Annotated in this window: 14 protein-coding genes; 8 read left to right on the top strand and 6 right to left on the bottom strand. The window is 56.0% G+C overall.

The genetic code is table 11. The features are described from left to right. Positions 1 to 43: 43 nt before the first annotated feature. Complete coding sequence (locus PUZ33_RS19810) at positions 44 to 1,510, bottom strand: mannitol dehydrogenase family protein (protein WP_058680883.1); 1,467 nt, start codon at positions 1,508 to 1,510, stop codon at positions 44 to 46. A 204-nt stretch (positions 1,511 to 1,714) separates the two neighbouring features. Here PUZ33_RS19810 and uxuA point away from each other — a divergent pair, with 204 nt between their 5' ends. Then, a complete protein-coding gene (uxuA, locus tag PUZ33_RS19805; protein ID WP_062676792.1) occupies positions 1,715 to 2,905 on the top strand; it encodes a mannonate dehydratase in 1,191 nt (396 codons plus the stop codon). Positions 2,906 to 3,021: 116 nt separating this feature from the next. Here the strand turns inward: uxuA and yeiP are convergent, their stop codons facing one another. Continuing rightward, positions 3,022 to 3,594 carry an elongation factor P-like protein YeiP gene (yeiP, locus tag PUZ33_RS19800; RefSeq protein ID WP_008500940.1) on the bottom strand — a complete coding sequence of 191 codons (573 nt, stop codon included), beginning with the start codon at positions 3,592 to 3,594 and terminating at the stop codon, positions 3,022 to 3,024. Positions 3,595 to 3,756: 162 nt separating this feature from the next. Between yeiP and PUZ33_RS19795 the strand changes: the two genes are divergently transcribed. Beyond that, positions 3,757 to 4,011: a YkgJ family cysteine cluster protein gene (locus tag PUZ33_RS19795; RefSeq protein WP_023619756.1), complete on the top strand. Its 255-nt coding sequence runs from the start codon at positions 3,757 to 3,759 to the stop codon at positions 4,009 to 4,011. On the opposite strand, the gene setB is transcribed toward PUZ33_RS19795, so the two are convergent. Next, on the bottom strand, positions 4,008 to 5,189 hold the full coding sequence (gene setB, locus PUZ33_RS19790) for a sugar efflux transporter SetB (RefSeq protein WP_013097970.1): 1,182 nt from the start codon (positions 5,187 to 5,189) through the stop codon (positions 4,008 to 4,010). The two genes, PUZ33_RS19795 and setB, sit on opposite strands and share 4 nt — an antisense overlap. 357 nt (positions 5,190 to 5,546) lie before the next feature. Between setB and fruB the strand changes: the two genes are divergently transcribed. The 3 genes from fruB to fruA are packed head-to-tail and all read left to right on the top strand — an operon-like array spanning position 5,547 to position 9,317. Next, positions 5,547 to 6,677, top strand: coding sequence for a fused PTS fructose transporter subunit IIA/HPr protein (gene fruB, locus PUZ33_RS19785; protein WP_020690121.1), 1,131 nt, complete (start codon positions 5,547 to 5,549; stop codon positions 6,675 to 6,677). After that, complete coding sequence (fruK, locus tag PUZ33_RS19780; protein ID WP_014170919.1) at positions 6,677 to 7,615, top strand: 1-phosphofructokinase; 939 nt, start codon at positions 6,677 to 6,679, stop codon at positions 7,613 to 7,615. The genes fruB and fruK overlap by 1 nt, the downstream gene beginning before the upstream one ends. A gap of 16 nt (positions 7,616 to 7,631) precedes the next feature. After that, positions 7,632 to 9,317, top strand: a complete 1,686-nt coding sequence (fruA, locus tag PUZ33_RS19775; protein ID WP_023619758.1) for a PTS fructose transporter subunit IIBC — start codon at positions 7,632 to 7,634, stop codon at positions 9,315 to 9,317. A 73-nt stretch (positions 9,318 to 9,390) separates the two neighbouring features. On the opposite strand, the gene nfo is transcribed toward fruA, so the two are convergent. Next, positions 9,391 to 10,248, bottom strand: coding sequence for a deoxyribonuclease IV (nfo, locus tag PUZ33_RS19770; protein ID WP_058680884.1), 858 nt, complete (start codon positions 10,246 to 10,248; stop codon positions 9,391 to 9,393). 64 nt (positions 10,249 to 10,312) lie between these two features. Then, positions 10,313 to 11,359, bottom strand: a complete 1,047-nt coding sequence (locus tag PUZ33_RS19765) for a YeiH family protein (protein ID WP_058680885.1) — start codon at positions 11,357 to 11,359, stop codon at positions 10,313 to 10,315. Between the two features lie 97 nt (positions 11,360 to 11,456). Here PUZ33_RS19765 and yieE point away from each other — a divergent pair, with 97 nt between their 5' ends. From yieE to cirA, 3 genes are all read left to right on the top strand, one after another. Continuing rightward, a complete protein-coding gene (gene yieE, locus PUZ33_RS19760) occupies positions 11,457 to 12,323 on the top strand; it encodes a DNA-binding transcriptional regulator YeiE (RefSeq protein WP_058680886.1) in 867 nt (288 codons plus the stop codon). 158 nt (positions 12,324 to 12,481) lie between these two features. Continuing rightward, a complete protein-coding gene (locus PUZ33_RS19755) occupies positions 12,482 to 13,951 on the top strand; it encodes an amino acid permease (RefSeq protein ID WP_013097961.1) in 1,470 nt (489 codons plus the stop codon). A gap of 226 nt (positions 13,952 to 14,177) precedes the next feature. Beyond that, entirely contained in the window at positions 14,178 to 16,148 is a 1,971-nt protein-coding gene (gene cirA, locus PUZ33_RS19750) for a catecholate siderophore receptor CirA (protein ID WP_058680887.1), read from the top strand. 52 nt (positions 16,149 to 16,200) lie between these two features. Here cirA and fghA read toward each other — a convergent pair whose 3' ends face one another. Continuing rightward, positions 16,201 to 17,037 (bottom strand): S-formylglutathione hydrolase, encoded by an 837-nt coding sequence (fghA, locus tag PUZ33_RS19745; RefSeq protein ID WP_038984031.1) that lies wholly within the window; start codon positions 17,035 to 17,037, stop codon positions 16,201 to 16,203. Between the last annotated feature and the right edge of the window lie 128 nt (positions 17,038 to 17,165).

Below are 17,165 nucleotides of genomic sequence, written 5' to 3'. Positions count from 1 at the left end.
GGCAAACGGAGCGCATGTCCGTTCGCCTTAAGCGCAATAAACGTTAAAGATTTAACGTTTCGATAACAGCCTGGCGCGCCCCGAGACGGGCTATACGTTGGTATGCCTGGTTCACCGCCTCGACAAAAACGTGGTTTTGTGCGAGATCGTGACCAAAGACTTCGCTCAGCGTCAGCAGAGCGTTAACGCGGTTTGCGTCATTGCTGGCTTCAACCTTCGCACGGATTTTGTCGCTGAGCGGATCGCGGACATCAATCGTATTGCCTTGTTCATCTGTACCGCTGACGTAGCGGATCCAGCCCGCCACACCCAGCGCCAGCAGGGGCCACGCGCTTTGACGCTCCAGATGAATACGGATCCCATCCAGCATGCGTTGGGGCAGCTTTTGACTGCCGTCCATCGCAATTTGCCAGGTACGGTGCTGCAGTGCCGGGTTGGCAAAACGGTCGAGCAGGCTGTCGGCGTAAGCCGTCAGATCAACGTCGGTGATACGCAGCGTAGGGGCCTGTTCATCCAGCATTAACCGCCGCGCGGCCTGACGAAACGCCTCATCATCCATACATTCATTAATGTGCGCATACCCGACGAGATAGCCCAGATACGCCAGGAAGGAGTGGCTGCCGTTCAGCATACGTAATTTCATCTGTTCCCACGGCAGAACGTCCTGCACCATCTGCACGCCTGCCACTTCCCACTCCGGGCGTCCGGCGACAAAGTTATCTTCCACGACCCACTGAATAAAGGGCTCGCAGCTGATGGCGCACGGATCTTCCACACCGAGTTCCTGCGCGACCTCCGTCAGCGAGGCATCGGTGGCGGCGGGCACAATCCTGTCAACCATTGTGCCCGGGAAACTCACATGGTTATCAATCCATCCGGCCAGGTCTTCAGAGCGTTTCTGCGCCATGCCGAGCACGGCATTTTTCACCACGTGGCCGTTATCCGGGATGTTATCGCAGGAAAGCACCGTAAAGGCGGGTAAGCCGCGTTCACGGCGGCGGTGGAGCGCTTCGACGATGATCCCTGGGGCGGAATGGGGTTCCGTCGGGTTTTCCAGATCGTGAACGATCCGGGTGTTTTGCAAATCGAGTTTCCCGGTTGCGGGGTCGATGCAATAGCCTTTCTCAGTAATGGTGAGGGAAACAATTGCCACCTGCGGCTCGCAAAATTTCTCAATGATGGCGGCCAGCGAGTCCAGTTTTGCGTTCAGGCATTCATGCACGGCTCCAGTGATAATCGGCTGGTTGCCCTCCGCGCCTTTCTCCAGCACGGTGAAGAGGTGATCCTGCGCCCGCAGCTGGCTCATCAACACGTCGCCGCTGAACAGGCTGATCTCACAAATGCCCCAGTCGCCTCCTTTGGCATTCAGCACCCGATGGGTTAATAACGCCTGATGCGCACGGTGAAAAGCACCAAAGCCGAAGTGAACGATGCGCGAGCGCAGAAGCGAGCGATCGTAGCGCGGCTGCTGAACATGGGCAGGAAGCGAGGTGGAGGCAATTGTCTTCATGAAATACACACCTGATTAACCATTAATTAACAATGTCAGTGTAAAGTTATATGACAACAAAGAGAATTGGTAAGCCGTAAATATCGCCGTTCTGTGAGTTCGATCAATCAATCTGTGGCGCTGTGTTGACCCTCTTCATTAAACATGTATGGTAGTCGTCATCGCAGTAATACATATTGGTATAACAACTTTGGAGGGTGGGCAATGGAACAAACCTGGCGTTGGTACGGGCCGAACGATCCAGTTTCTCTAGATGATGTGCGTCAGGCTGGCGCAACGGGTGTCGTCACGGCGCTGCATCATATTCCGAATGGCCAGGTGTGGCCGGTAGAGGAGATTCAACAGCTTCAGGCGCTGCTGGCAGAAAAAGGCTTAACCTGGTCTGTCGTGGAAAGTATTCCCGTTCACGAAGATATCAAAACCCATTCTGGGGAGTATCAGACCTGGATTGCTAACTATCAGCAGAGCATCCGCAACCTGGCGGCCTGCGGCATCGATACCGTTTGCTATAACTTCATGCCTGTTCTTGACTGGACGCGTACTGACCTTGAGTATCAACTGCCAGACGGTTCACGAGCGTTGCGTTTTGATCAGATCGCCTTCGCGGCATTTGAGTTACACATTCTGAAACGCCCTGGCGCGGAAGCCGATTACACGGCCGACGAGCAGCAGCAGGCGCGCGAATGGTTTAACGCAGCAAGTGAAGCAGACATAGAGAAGCTGACCCGCAATATCATCGCGGGCCTGCCGGGTGCAGAAGAGGGCTACACGCTGGATCAGTTCCGCGCCCGTCTGGCAGAGTACGGCGGCATTGATAAAAATCAGCTGCGCGAAAACATGGCGTACTTCCTGCGCGCGATTGTGCCGGTCGCGGAAGAGGCGGGCGTGCGTCTGGCCGTACACCCGGACGATCCTCCGCGTCCCATCCTCGGCCTGCCGCGTATCGTCTCAACCATTGAAGATATGCAGTGGCTGAAAGAGACGGTCGATAGCATCTATAACGGCTTTACCATGTGCACGGGCTCGTATGGCGTGCGTGCGGATAATGACCTGGTGCGGATGATTGAAACCTTTGGCGATCGTATTCACTTCACGCATCTGCGTGCAACCTGCCGTGAAGAGAACCCGAAAACCTTCCACGAAGCGGCGCACCTGAGCGGTGATGTGAATATGGTGGCGGTGGTGGATGCCATTCTGGCGGAAGAGGCACGTCGTAAACAGGCTGGCGATTTACGTCCTATTCCGTTCCGCCCGGATCACGGACACCAGATGCTGGACGATCTGCGTAAGAAAACGAACCCGGGCTATTCGGCGATTGGCCGCCTGAAAGGGATGGCAGAAGTGCGCGGCGTAGAGCTGGCGCTGAAGATGACGAAGTATCCTGAGCTTCTGTAAGTTCTGTTGCCCGGTGGCGCTACGCTTACCGGGCCTACAAAAAACCGGCCTGAGAGCCGGTTTTTGTGTTTTTGTAGATCGGGTAAGGCGAAGCCGCCACCCGACAAAAGCCGCACTCAGTCAGCACGACCCATATAGCGTTTTTCTTCGATATGGATGCGGATTTTCTCACCCGCGGACAGGTATTCAGGTACCTGCACCACCAGACCGGTGGTCAGCGTCGCGGGTTTGTTACGCGCACTGGCGGACGCGCCTTTGATACCCGGTGCCGTTTCAACGATTTCCAGATCAACCGTCTGCGGCAGTTCCAGCGCCAGCAGCACGCCGTCCCAGGTCAGAACCTGCATATCCGGCATACCGCCTTCAGGAATGAACAGCAGCTCTTCTTCAATCTGATCTTTGGTGAAGATATACGGGGTGTAATCTTCTTTATCCATGAATACATATTCGTTGCCGTCGATATAGGAGAAATCAACATAGCGACGGGTCAGAGTGACGGTATCAACGATATCATCACCTTTAAAACGTTCTTCCACTTTAAGGCCGGTACGTACGTCGGCGAAACGCATTTTGTACAGCGTTGCTGCACCACGGGCGCTCGGGGCCTGAATATCGATATCTTTCACAATCAGCAGTTTGCCGTTGTAATTCAGTACCATACCTTTCTTAATTTCGTTCGCTCTTGGCATTGCAGTAATCCTGTCTACGGGAGGTAAAAAATATCGCGCCAAATTACTCGTGCGCGGCCTTTCAGGCAAGCGGAATTCGTGGCTTTTGCTATCAATACACAAAAGGTGTTACTGTGCGCCCGATACCCGACTGCGCGGGTCTTTCACCGATAGAGAGCATTTATGGATTGTCGTCCCGATTGCGGCGCGTGCTGTACCGCACCGTCCATTTCCAGCCCCATTCCAGGGATGCCGGAGGGCAAGCCTGCGAATACCCGCTGCGTTCAGCTCTCTGAAACCAACCTGTGCATGATCTTTGGTTCGCCTCTGCGCCCGAAGGTCTGCTCCGGGCTGCAGCCCTCCGCCGAGATGTGCGGCAACACGCGCACGCAGGCGATGACGTACCTGCTTAACCTGGAAGCACTCACCGCACCTTAAACGTCTTTAATTCTTGTCAGGCACGCTATCGTCAGGGTGCACATCACCAGCGCAATCCAGAACACCGTGTGATAGTTCCAGATTTCTGCCACCACGCCGGCCATTGAGCCTGCGATGATCCAGCCCACGCGGGTGGTATTAGTATAAAGGGTGGTGGCAGAGCCTGCCTGGCCCGGCATCAGATCCTGGAAATAGAGCATGCCAATTCCGGCGAGTATGCCGATATAGATGGCGTTCAGCAGCTGTAAAGCCAGCAGCAGCCCCGGCGTATGAACCGTCAGCATTCCAACATAGAACAGTAGCCCGGCGACGGCGGCGATACGCATCAGAAAACGTTTCCCGAAACGCTTCGCGTAATAGCCAGCAATCAGCATGGTGGGGATTTCAAGCCCGGCCGCGGTCCCCATCATGATGCCAGCAAGCTTCTCGGGCAGATGCAGCTCATCAATAATAAACAGCGGCATATTAATGATATACAGGCTGTTTGTGCCCCACATCAGCGTACAGATAATAAAGAGGAGCAGGGCGTCACGACGGTTACGACGCGGTGCCTCCAGCACGCCTGTTGCCACTTTTGGCTCTTTACGCATCGACGGCAGAAAGAACCACACCATGGCGCCACACACCACAAAGGCCACTGCCGCACTCAGGTACATCACCGTAAAGCCAAACCCCATCGCCAGCGCGTAAGCCAGCGGCGGGCCAATAACCCACGCCAGCGATACTTGCGCACGCAGAATAGAGCTGAACATCACCGCTTCTCGCCCGGTATGGTCGGCATGCTCACGGGCAAGGGCGAACATCTGCGGATTCGCCGTTGAACCGAAACTGCTCAGAAACACTCCGATAAACAGCAGAACAAAATAGTTGCGGTTCCAGGCAAACAGGACGCAGGCGAACACTCCCAGCAGACAGCAAAAGACGATCAGGCTTTTACGATCGCCTTTTTTATCTGAACGCCCCGCCAGAAACTGGCTCACCAGGATGCCGATAATGGCGCTTCCGGTAAAGAAGAAGCCCACCATCGCCGGACGCGCATGGACTTCATTGGTCAGGAACAGGCTCAGCGTAGGGGTCTGCAGCGCACCGGCGATGCCGGTCAGGAAGGCAACAATTAAAAATGCCGTTGAGGTGAAATCAAAGGGCTTCGGTGAGACGGCGGCGGGCGTGTTATGCATGTTTCACAGTCGGTGAGTTTCCAGGAGACGCGGAGTGTACGTCGCGAGTCAGAAAATAAACAGAGGGTGAGGTCAATTTCGCCACGAATAATCAAAATGGCATTTCATATTCGCGTGCAGCTGACCTTAGCTGAAACTGATTTGCTGACCGTCAGCAAAATTCAGCTGAACGAGGAAGAAATGTGCTGCATCTCTAAATTCTGCAATCAGAAATGTAACTTTCCTTGCAACGTCTTGCAGAAAGCGCAAGACTTTTTGAAACGTTTCAGCGCTATCTTGTTTTAACAAACGGAGCAGGCTAGCGCATTTTTTCTCAGTGAAGCTGAAACGATTCACTTTCAGCAGGAGAGGAGAACCATGTTCCAGTTATCTGTACAGGATATCCACCCGGGCGCTCAGGCCGGGAACAAAGAAGAGGCCATTCGTCAGGTTGCCGCTGCCCTTGTGCAGGCCGGCAATGTGGCTGAAGGCTACGTCAACGGCATGCTGGCGCGTGAGCAGCAGACCTCGACCTTCCTCGGCAATGGCATCGCTATTCCGCACGGCACCACAGACACCCGCGATCAGGTGCTGAAAACTGGCGTTAAGGTTTATCAGTTCCCGCAGGGCGTTGTATGGGGCGAGGGGCAGGTGGCTTACGTGGCCATCGGTATCGCGGCCAGCAGCGACGAGCACTTAGGTTTGCTGCGTCAGCTGACGCATGTGCTGAGCGATGACGCCGTGGCCGAGCAGTTGAAATCCGCCACCACCGCTGAAGAGCTGCGCGCTCTGCTGATGGGCGAAAAACAGAGCGAAGCGCTGAAACTGGATAACGACACGCTGACGCTGGACGTTGCCGCGACCGATCTGGTGACGCTGCAGGCCCTGAATGCCGGACGCCTCAAAGAAGCCGGGGCAGCAGACGCTACCTTTGTCACCCGCGTCATTAACGATAAGCCTCTCAATCTGGGCCAGGGTATCTGGCTGAACGACAGTGCTGAAGGCAACCTGCGGAGCGCTATCGCGGTGAGCCGTGCCGCAAACGCCTTTGACGTAGACGGTGAAAGCGCTGCACTGCTGGTGACCGTCGCCATGACCGATGACCAGCCGGTTGCCGTGCTGAAGCGTCTGGGCGATCTGCTGCTGAACAACAAAGCTGAAAAACTGCTAAATGCGGATGCCGCCACCGTGCTGGCTCTGCTGACCAGTGATGATGCGCTGACGGATGACGTGCTGAGCGCAGAGTTCGTTGTACGTAACGAGCACGGCCTGCATGCCCGTCCGGGCACCATGCTGGTGAATACCATTAAACAATTTGAAAGTGAGATCACCGTGGCTAACCTGGATGGCACGGGCAAAGCGGCCAATGGTCGTAGTCTGATGAAAGTTGTCGCGCTGGGCGTGAAGAAGGGTCACCGTCTGCGTTTCACCGCGCAGGGTGCGGATGCTGAACAGGCGCTGAAAGCGATTGGCGATGCCATCGCGGCGGGTCTGGGGGAGGGCGCATAATGAGCAGACGTGTTGCGACTATTACGCTGAACCCGGCTTATGACCTGGTGGGGTTTTGCCCGGAGATTGAGCGCGGCGAAGTAAACCTCGTGCGTACCACTGGCCTGCATGCTGCAGGCAAAGGGATTAACGTCGCGAAAGTGCTCAAGGATCTCGGTATCGATGTCACCGTGGGGGGATTCCTCGGTAAAGATAACCAGGATGGTTTCCAGCAGCTGTTCAGCGAGCTGGGCATTGCTAACCGTTTCCAGGTTGTTCAGGGCCGTACCCGTATCAACGTCAAACTGACGGAGAAAGACGGGGAAGTGACCGATCTGAACTTCTCTGGCTTTGAAGTGACGCCGTCTGACTGGGAGCGTTTTGTTAACGATTCTCTGACCTGGCTGGGCCAGTTCGACATGGTGTGCGTCAGCGGCAGTCTGCCATCTGGCGTAAGCCCGGAAGCCTTCACCGACTGGATGACGCGCCTGCGCAGCCAGTGCCCGTGCATCATTTTTGACAGCAGCCGTGATGCGCTGGTCGCCGGCCTGAAAGCGTCCCCGTGGCTGGTGAAGCCTAATCGTCGTGAACTTGAGATCTGGGCTGGCCGGAAGCTGCCAGAATTAAAAGATGTGATTGACGCTGCCCATGCGCTGCGCGAGCAGGGTATCGCTCACGTGGTGATTTCGCTTGGTGCAGAAGGGGCGTTGTGGGTTAACGCGTCTGGCGAATGGATCGCCAAACCGCCGTCGGTTGACGTTGTCAGCACCGTTGGCGCCGGGGATTCGATGGTTGGCGGTCTGATCTATGGCCTGCTGATGCGCGAATCCAGTGAACATACTTTACGTCTTGCCACCGCCGTTGCAGCCCTGGCCGTGAGTCAGAGCAATGTCGGCATTACCGATCGTACCCAGTTAGCCGCGATGATGGCGCGCGTTGACTTAAAACCTTTTAACTAACAGCAGGAGAGGAATAATGAAAACGCTGCTGATTATTGACTCCGGTCTCGGACAGGCTCGCGCCTATATGGCGAAGACCCTGCTGGGAGCGGCGGCGAACAAAGCACATCTGGAAATGACCGATAACCCGGGCGACGCTGAACTGGCGATTGTGCTGGGTGATAAGGTCCCGGCTGACAGCGCGCTGAACGGCAAAAAAGTGTGGCTGGGCGATATTAATCGCGCGGTGGCACATCCGGAACTGTTCCTGAGCGAAGCGAAAGGTCATGCGTCTGTCTATAGCGCACCGGCTGCGGCAGCACCGGTTGCTGCCACGGGCCCGAAACGCATTGTGGCGGTGACAGCTTGTCCGACGGGCGTCGCGCATACCTTTATGGCGGCTGAAGCGATTGAAACCGAAGCGAAAAAACGCGGCTGGTGGGTAAAAGTTGAAACCCGTGGCTCGGTGGGTGCGGGCAATGCCATCACCCCGGAAGAAGTGGCGGAAGCCGATCTGGTGATCGTTGCGGCGGATATCGAAGTTGATCTGGCGAAATTCGCGGGTAAACCGATGTACCGCACCTCTACCGGCCTGGCGCTGAAAAAGACCGCGCAGGAGTTTGATAAAGCGCTGGTGGAAGCCCAGCCTTATCAGGCAACCGGTGCGGCTAAACCGGCTACCGAAGGGAAAAAAGAATCCGCGGGCGCCTATCGTCACCTGCTGACCGGTGTGTCTTATATGCTGCCGATGGTGGTGGCGGGCGGTCTGTGTATCGCACTGTCATTCGCGTTTGGTATCACCGCATTTAAAGAAGAAGGAACGCTGGCTGCGGCGTTAATGCAGATTGGTGGCGGCTCCGCGTTCGCGCTGATGGTGCCGGTGCTGGCAGGCTTTATCGCCTTCTCCATCGCTGACCGTCCGGGTCTGACGCCGGGTCTTATCGGCGGTATGCTGGCCGTGAGCACCGGTTCCGGCTTTATTGGCGGTATCATCGCCGGTTTCCTGGCGGGTTACGTCGCAAAGCTTATCAGTTCGAAGCTGAAGCTGCCGCAAAGTATGGAAGCCCTGAAACCGATTCTGATCATCCCGCTGATTTCCAGCCTGGTGGTCGGTCTGGCGATGATTTACCTGATTGGTAAGCCGGTGGCGGGTATCCTGGCGGGTCTGACCCACTGGCTGCAAACCATGGGCACGGCAAACGCGGTGCTGTTGGGTGCTATCCTCGGTGGCATGATGTGTACCGACATGGGTGGTCCGGTAAACAAAGCGGCCTATGCATTCGGTGTTGGCCTGCTGAGTACCCAGACCTACGCGCCAATGGCGGCCATTATGGCGGCCGGTATGGTGCCACCGCTGGCGCTTGGCCTGGCAACGATTATTGCGCGTCGTAAATTCGACAAAGCGCAGCAGGAAGGCGGCAAAGCGGCGCTGGTACTGGGCCTGTGCTTTATCACCGAAGGGGCGATTCCGTTCGCTGCCCGTGACCCAATGCGTGTTCTGCCTTGCTGTATCGTTGGCGGCGCGGTGACCGGGGCGATCTCAATGGCGATTGGCGCGAAGCTGATGGCACCGCACGGTGGTCTGTTCGTTCTGCTGATCCCTGGCGCTATCACCCCGGTACTGGGTTACCTGCTGGCGATTGTTGCCGGTACGCTGGTGGCGGGGCTCTCTTACGCGGTGCTGAAACGCCCTGAAGCGGAAGCGGTGGCAAAAGCAGCCTAAAAGAGGTGTCGGGTGGCGGCTTCGCCTTACCCGACCTAAAAAAAAGCCGGACGCTTAACGCGATCCGGCTTTTTTATGCCGCCTGTTCAGCGGTCTGCTGTGCCTTCAGCCAGGCGATCTCTTCCGCCCAGATATCCGGATTGATGGTTTCCAGCACCATGGGGATACCATCGAAACGGGCGTCCTGCATGATAAAGCGGAACGCATCATGGCCAATATTGCCTTCACCCAGGCTGTGGTGACGGTCTACACGGCTGCCAAAGGCGCTTTTGGCATCGTTTAAGTGCATTCCACGCAGATACTTAAAGCCTACCACGCGTTCGAACTCATCGAAGGTGTTTTTCGTGGCCTCGGTTGTGCGCAGGTCGTAACCGGCTGCAAACGCGTGACAGGTATCGATACATACGCCCACGCGGGATTTATCTTCCACGCCGTCGATGATGGCGGCCAGATGTTCAAACTTAAAGCCGAGGTTGCTGCCCTGACCGGCGGTATTCTCGATCACCGCGGTAACCCCCTGGGTTTTATCCAGCGTGATGTTAATGGACTCCGCAATGCGTGCCAGGCAGGCCTCTTCGTCTATCTGCATCAGATGGCTACCCGGATGGAAGTTCAGCAGCGTCAGCCCAAGCTGCTCGCAGCGCTGGACTTCATCCAGAAACGCTTCGCGGGACTTCTCCAGCGCTTCCAGAACCGGATGGCCGAGGTTGATCAGATAGCTGTCGTGGGGAAGGATTTGACCCGGCCCGTAGTGGTACTTCTCACAGGCGGCTTTGAAATCATCTATGACGTCAGCGGTAAGCGGCGCGGCGCGCCACTGGCGCTGGTTTTTGGTGAACAGGGCGAAAGCGGTCGCCTCAATTTCGGCGGCGCGAATGGCGGCATTCGCAAGGCCACCGGCAGCGCTGACGTGCGCTCCAACGTATTTCATAAAGGGACTCCTGTTAACCCGAAATGCGTATCATAACGGGTTAACAGGAGAAGGATGTAGTGGTTTATGCCATCAGGCTGTGAACCACGAGGTTAATCGCACCGCCACCCACAATCAGCCAGATGAAGAGCACCAGCGCCATCAGCAGCGGTTTCGCACCGGCTTTTTGCAGCGCGCTGACGTGCGTGGTCACCCCCAGCGCCGCCATCGCCATCGCCAGCAGCACGGTATCCAGCGTCACCAGCATATCGACCACCGCTTTTGGCAGCAGGTGGAAGGAGTTGAAAATCGCCACCACGATAAACAGGATCGCAAACCACGGTATGGTGATTTTACTCTTCTGATTACCACCCGCGGGCGCAAGCTGTTTCACGCGGGCAGCCAGGATAATCAGGAAGGGTGCCAGCATCATGACGCGCAGCATTTTAGCAATCACCGCAGCGTTTTCTGCTTCCGGGTTAATGGCATGACCCGCCGCCACGACCTGCGCCACTTCATGCATGGTTGAGCCAATGTAGATGCCATAGGTTTCCGGGCTAAACCAGTGGGCAACCAGCGGATACATGGCCGGGTAGAGGAAAATAGCCAGCGTACCGAAGATCACCACGGTCGCGACCGCCACCGTAACTTTGCTGGATTCCGCCTTGACCACAGGTTCGGTTGCCAGTACCGCCGCCGCACCGCAAATACTGCTCCCGGCACCGATCAGCCAGCTGGTCTGTTTATCCAGGCCAAATATTTTCTGTCCGATAAAGCAGGCCAGTAAAAAGGTGCTGGTCAGGGTCAGGACGTCAATGGCGATACCGCTAATGCCGACATCCGCAATCTGTGAAAAGGTGAGGCGAAAGCCGTAAAGAATGATCCCGAGGCGCAGCAGATGCTGCTTGGCAAAAATAACGCCGCCATCACAGGACTTCCAGATGTGCGGGTAAACGGTGTTACCCACGACCATGCCGAGCAGGATCGCCAGCGTTAAGGCGCTAAAACCGGCACCGGCGACGGCGGGAATGCTGCCGCCCCATAATGCCACACCGGTGACGACCGCGCTGAGCGCAAGACCCGGCACGAAGTGCCACAATGTACGATGATGCTGTAAGGTGATTTCTGACATAACCTTCTCCTTTGTCTGGCTAAAGGTTACGGCGCGCTGGCTTAAAAATAAAATTGATTATATACTTATAATCAATCTATATAAGTGGTAAGAAACCATGCACATTACTTTGCGTCAGCTGGAAGTTTTTGCCGAAGTGCTGAAAAGCGGGTCGACGACCCAGGCCTCGCAGATGCTTTCGCTTTCCCAGTCTGCGGTCAGCGCCGCGTTAACCGATCTTGAGGGCCAGTTGGGCGTGCAGCTCTTCGACAGGGTAGGGAAGCGGCTGGTGGTTAACGAACATGGCCGCCTGCTTTATCCCCGCGCGCTGGCGCTGCGGGAACAGGCAACGGAAATTGAACAACTCTTCCGGGAAGAGAACGGTGCCATCCGCGTGTATGCCAGCAGTACCATTGGGAACTATATCTTGCCGGAAGTGATTGCCCGCTATCGCCGGGATTTCCCGACCCTGCCGCTGGAGATGAGCGTGGGGAACAGTCAGGATGTGATTAACGCGGTAATCGATTTTCGCGTGGATATCGGTCTTATCGAAGGGCCATGCCATAACGTCGATATCATTGCGGAACCCTGGCTGGAAGATGAGCTGGTGGTCTTCGCTTCACCCGCCTCGTCGTTATTGCAGGGTGAGGTGACGCTGGAACGTCTGGCGCAGGCGCAGTGGATCCTGCGTGAGCAGGGCTCCGGCACGCGGGAAATTGTTGATTATCTGCTGCTCTCCCATTTGCCGCATTTCCAGCTGGGGATGGAGCTGGGCAACTCAGAGGCGATCAAGCATGCGGTGCGACATGGCCTTGGGATCAGCTGCCTTTCACGACGGGTCATTATTGAACAGCTTGAGGCCGGAACGCTGGTTGAAGTTCCGCTTCCGCTGCCCAAACTGGTGCGCACGTTGTGGTGTATTCACCATCGTCAGAAACATCTTTCCAGCTCGCTGCAGCGTTTTCTGCGCTATTGCGCCATGTAAATGCGCCCCTCACCCCAATGGGGAGAGGGAAAAATTATGCTTTACTTATAATCCTGGCCGAGTCATGAAGCTCTCTTATAACTCAGTATTTCTGCCGGAAGGAACGCGGATCGTCTGCTACAATCGCGCCTCATTTATTGAATGGACAGCATTTTCACATGGTTTCAGAAACTAAAACCACAGAAGCGCCCGCGCTACGCCGCGAACTCAAGGCGCGGCACCTGACGATGATCGCCATCGGCGGCTCAATCGGTACAGGTCTTTTCGTTGCCTCCGGGGCAACCATTTCGGCAGCCGGCCCGGGTGGGGCACTTTTCTCTTATATCCTGATTGGCCTGATGGTCTACTTCCTGATGACCAGCCTGGGCGAACTGGCCGCGTACATGCCGGTATCCGGTTCGTTTTCGACCTACGGTCAGAAATACGTTGAAGAAGGCTTCGGCTTCGCACTGGGCTGGAACTACTGGTACAACTGGGCGGTCACCATCGCCGTTGACCTTGTCGCCGCACAGCTGGTTATGACCTGGTGGTTCCCGGACACGCCAGGCTGGATCTGGAGTGCGCTGTTCCTTGCGGTCATCTTCCTGCTGAACTACATCTCCGTTCGCGGCTTTGGCGAAGCGGAATACTGGTTCTCTTTGATCAAAGTGGCAACCGTCATCATCTTTATCGTCGTCGGTGTGGCGATGATCGTTGGTATTTTCAAAGGGGCGGAACCGGCCGGGTGGAGCAACTGGACGATTGGCGATGCGCCGTTTGCCGGTGGTTTCTCGGCGATGATTGGCGTGGCGATGATTGTTGGCTTCTCCTTCCAGGGCACCGAGCTGATTGGTATTGCCGCCGGTGAGTCTGAAAACCCGGAGAAGAACATTCCGCGCGCGGTGCGTCAGGTATTCTGGCGTATTCTGCTGTTCTATGTGTTCGCGATCCTGATTATCAGCCTGATTATCCCATACACTGACCCAAGCCTGCTGCGCAACGATGTCAAAGACATCAGCGTCAGCCCGTTCACGCTGGTCTTCCAGCATGCCGGTCTGCTCTCTGCGGCGGCGGTAATGAACGCCGTTATCCTGACAGCGGTGCTGTCTGCGGGTAACTCCGGTATGTACGCCTCAACCCGTATGCTCTATACCCTGGCCTGTGACGGTAAAGCGCCGCGTATTTTCGCAAAACTGTCTCGTGGCGGTGTGCCGCGTAACGCGCTGTATGCCACAACGGTCATTGCTGGTCTGTGCTTCCTGACCTCCATGTTCGGTAACCAGACGGTCTACCTGTGGCTGCTCAACACCTCTGGTATGACGGGCTTTATTGCCTGGCTGGGGATTGCCATCAGTCACTACCGCTTCCGTCGCGGCTATGTGATGCAGGGACACGATCTGAACAACCTGCCGTACCGTTCCGGGTTCTTCCCGCTGGGGCCGATTTTCGCCTTCATTCTGTGTCTGATTATCACCCTGGGCCAGAACTATGAAGCGTTCCTGGCGGACACCATTGACTGGGGCGCCGTAACGGCCACCTACATTGGTATTCCACTGTTCCTGGTGATCTGGTTTGGCTACAAGCTGATGAAAGGAACGCACTTCGTTCGCTACAGTGAAATGGAATTCCCTGAACGATTTAACAAATAAACCGCACTTCCTCTCTTTTAGCCCGCTCATTTGAGCGGGCTTTTTTATCTCCACATTATGCAGAACGGATATAATTTTTAACAATTTAATTGATAATAATAATCGTTTGCTTTATCGTTACGTCAAAATAAGCAGACCACCGACCCGCCGGAGATGCGGGCGGAGCAAAAGGCATTGTGGGCAATAATCTTTTGATTTAGTTGTATTTACCTCATGGAGATATGGAATGTTTAGGTTGAATCCCTTCGTCAGGGGAGGACTTTGTGCGTCCGCAATGTCCCTGGCACTGCCTGTCATCGCTGCGGAATCCAGCGACACACTGGTTGTCACGGCGTCAGCGACTGAGCAAAACCTGAAGGACGCACCGGCGAGCATCAGCGTCATCACCCAGGAAGGCCTGCAGCGTAAACCCGTTCAGAACCTGAAAGATGTGTTGCAGGACGTACCGGGCGTGCAGCTCACTAATGAAGGGGACAACCGTAAAGGGGTAAGTATTCGCGGTCTGGACAGCAGCTATACGCTGATCCTGATCGACGGTAAGCGTGTTAACTCCCGCAACGCCGTCTTCCGCCATAACGATTTCGATCTGAACTGGGTTCCGGTCGATGCGATCGAGCGGATCGAAGTGGTGCGCGGGCCAATGTCCTCGCTCTACGGCTCAGATGCGCTGGGCGGCGTGGTGAACATCATCACCAAGAAAATCGGTCAGAAGTGGACGGGCACCCTGAGCGCCGACTCCACCATTCAGGAACACCGCGATCGCGGGGACACCAACAACGGCCAGTTCTACACCAGCGGCCCGCTGGTGGACGGCGTGCTGGGGCTGAAGGCCTACGGCAGCGTGTCTAAGCGTGAAAAAGACAAGCAGCAAGAATCGTCTACCACAACGAGCGGTGAAACGCCGCGTATTGAGGGCTTCACCAGCCGCGATGCCAATGTGGAATTCGCCTGGACGCCGACGGAAAATCATGATTTTACCGCAGGCTATGGTTTCGACCGCCAGGATCGTGATTCCGATTCCCTCGATAAAAATCGCCTTGAGCGCCAGAACTACTTCCTGAGCCACAACGGCCGCTGGGGGACAGGCAACAGCGAACTGAAAGTTTACGGCGAGAAGGTGGACAACAAAAACCCGGGTAACAGCCATACCATCACTTCCGAGAGCAACGCCGTTGATGGTAAATACGTGCTGCCGCTGGGTGAAATCAATCAGCTGCTGACCTTCGGCGGCGAATGGCGTCACGACAAGCTGAAAGATCCGGTAAACCTGACCGGGGGCTCCGGCAGCGCGACCTCTACCAGCCAGTATGCTCTCTTCCTTGAAGATGAATGGCGGATATTTGAACCGCTGGCGCTGACTACCGGCATCCGTATGGACGACCACGACACCTACGGCGATCACTGGAGTCCGCGAGCGTATCTGGTCTATAACGCGACCGATACCGTCACGGTGAAAGGGGGCTGGGCAACCGCGTTTAAAGCGCCATCCCTGCTGCAACTGAGTCCGGACTGGATCACCGGATCGTGTCGCGGTGCCTGCGAGATTGTCGGTAACCCGAACCTGAAACCGGAAACCAGCGAAAGCTTTGAACTCGGGCTATACTACAGCGGGGAAGAGGGATGGTTAGAGGGCGTGCAGGCCAGCATTACCACCTTCCAGAACAATGTTGATGACCGTATCAGCATCAGCCGTACGGCGAACGTTAACCAGGCTAAGAGCTACCCGAACTACGTGGGGCTGAATGCTGACGGTGAACCGATCTTCCGCTATTACAACGTCAACAAGGCGCGTATTCGTGGCGTGGAAACCGAGCTGAAGATCCCGGTGGCTGAGGACTGGAAGCTGACGCTGAACTATACCTACAACGACGGGCGTGATATCAGCAACGGCGGTAACAAACCGCTGTCCGAACTGCCGTTCCATACCGCCAACGGTACCGTGGACTGGAAGGCGACGCAGGACTGGTCGTTCTACGTCCAGGGCCACTACACCGGCGAGAAACGTGCGTTAACCAGCGCAGACGCAACGCCGGGCGGCTATGTCATCTGGAATACTGGCGCGGCATGGCAGGCAACGAAAAGCGTGAAGCTGCGCGCGGGCGTGCAGAACCTGCTGGATAAAGATCTGAGCCGCGACGATTACAGCTACACGGAAGATGGCCGCCGCTACTTTGTGGGTGTGGATTATAAGTTCTGATGTGGTTTTCATGCCCGGTGGCGCTTCGCTTACCGGGCAAAAAAGACCGCACTTACCCGAACAAATGCTCCGCATGGAAGCGGAGGTGATCCTCAATAAAGGATGCAATGAAATAGTAGCTGTGGTCATATCCGGGCTGAATACGCAGCGTCAGCGGCCAGTCTTTCTGACGTGCGGCTTCAGCCAGCACGGCGGGCTGTAGCTGCCCGGCCAGGAACTGATCCGCATCACCTTGATCGACAAGCGTCGGGATCGCATTTCCAGGCTGGCTCGCCAGCATCAGGGCACAGCTGTCCCATTCCTGCCAGCGTTGTGCGTCATCGCCCAGATAGTTCATGAAGGCTTTCTGCCCCCACGGTACCTGGGTGGGGTTCACTATTGGCGCAAACGCGGAAACGCTGGTGTATCTGCCAGGATTTTTTAGCGCCATGATCAACGCGCCGTGCCCACCCATGGAATGCCCGCTGATGGCACACCGGTTGCTTACTGCAAACTCACGCTGGATCAGGGCTGGCAGCTCGTCGGCAATATAGTCGTACATGCGGTAATGGCTCGCCCACGGCTGCTCTGTGGCGTTCAGATAGAACCCGGCCCCTTTGCCCAGATCATATCCGGCATCGTCCGCCACCTCATCGCCACGCGGGCTGGTGTCTGGCATCACCAGGGCGATACCCAGCTCGGCCGCCACACGCTGCGCGCCCGCTTTGGTGGTGAAATTCTCATCGTTACAGGTTAATCCCGAGAGCCAGAACAGAACCGGGGGCTTAGCACCCTCTTCAGTGGGCGGCAGGAAAATACTGAACGTCATGGCACAGTTCAGGACAGTGGAGTCGTGGCGCCAGCGCTGCTGTCGACCTTCAAAACAACGATGCTCTTCGAGCAGTTCCATGCAGGGCTCCTTAATGCGAATTGCTATTCATTCAGCCCATAATACAGAGTTTTCATTTACCTGTGAGCAACTTTCACTTTCGCAATACAGCGAGATCCTGCATCATAAATTTACTTTTTATTAACAAC

Source organism: Enterobacter cloacae complex sp. 2022EL-00981, assembly GCF_028737495.1.
GTDB lineage: Bacteria > Pseudomonadota > Gammaproteobacteria > Enterobacterales > Enterobacteriaceae > Enterobacter > Enterobacter cloacae.
This window is presented reverse-complemented; position numbering and strand designations above follow the sequence as displayed.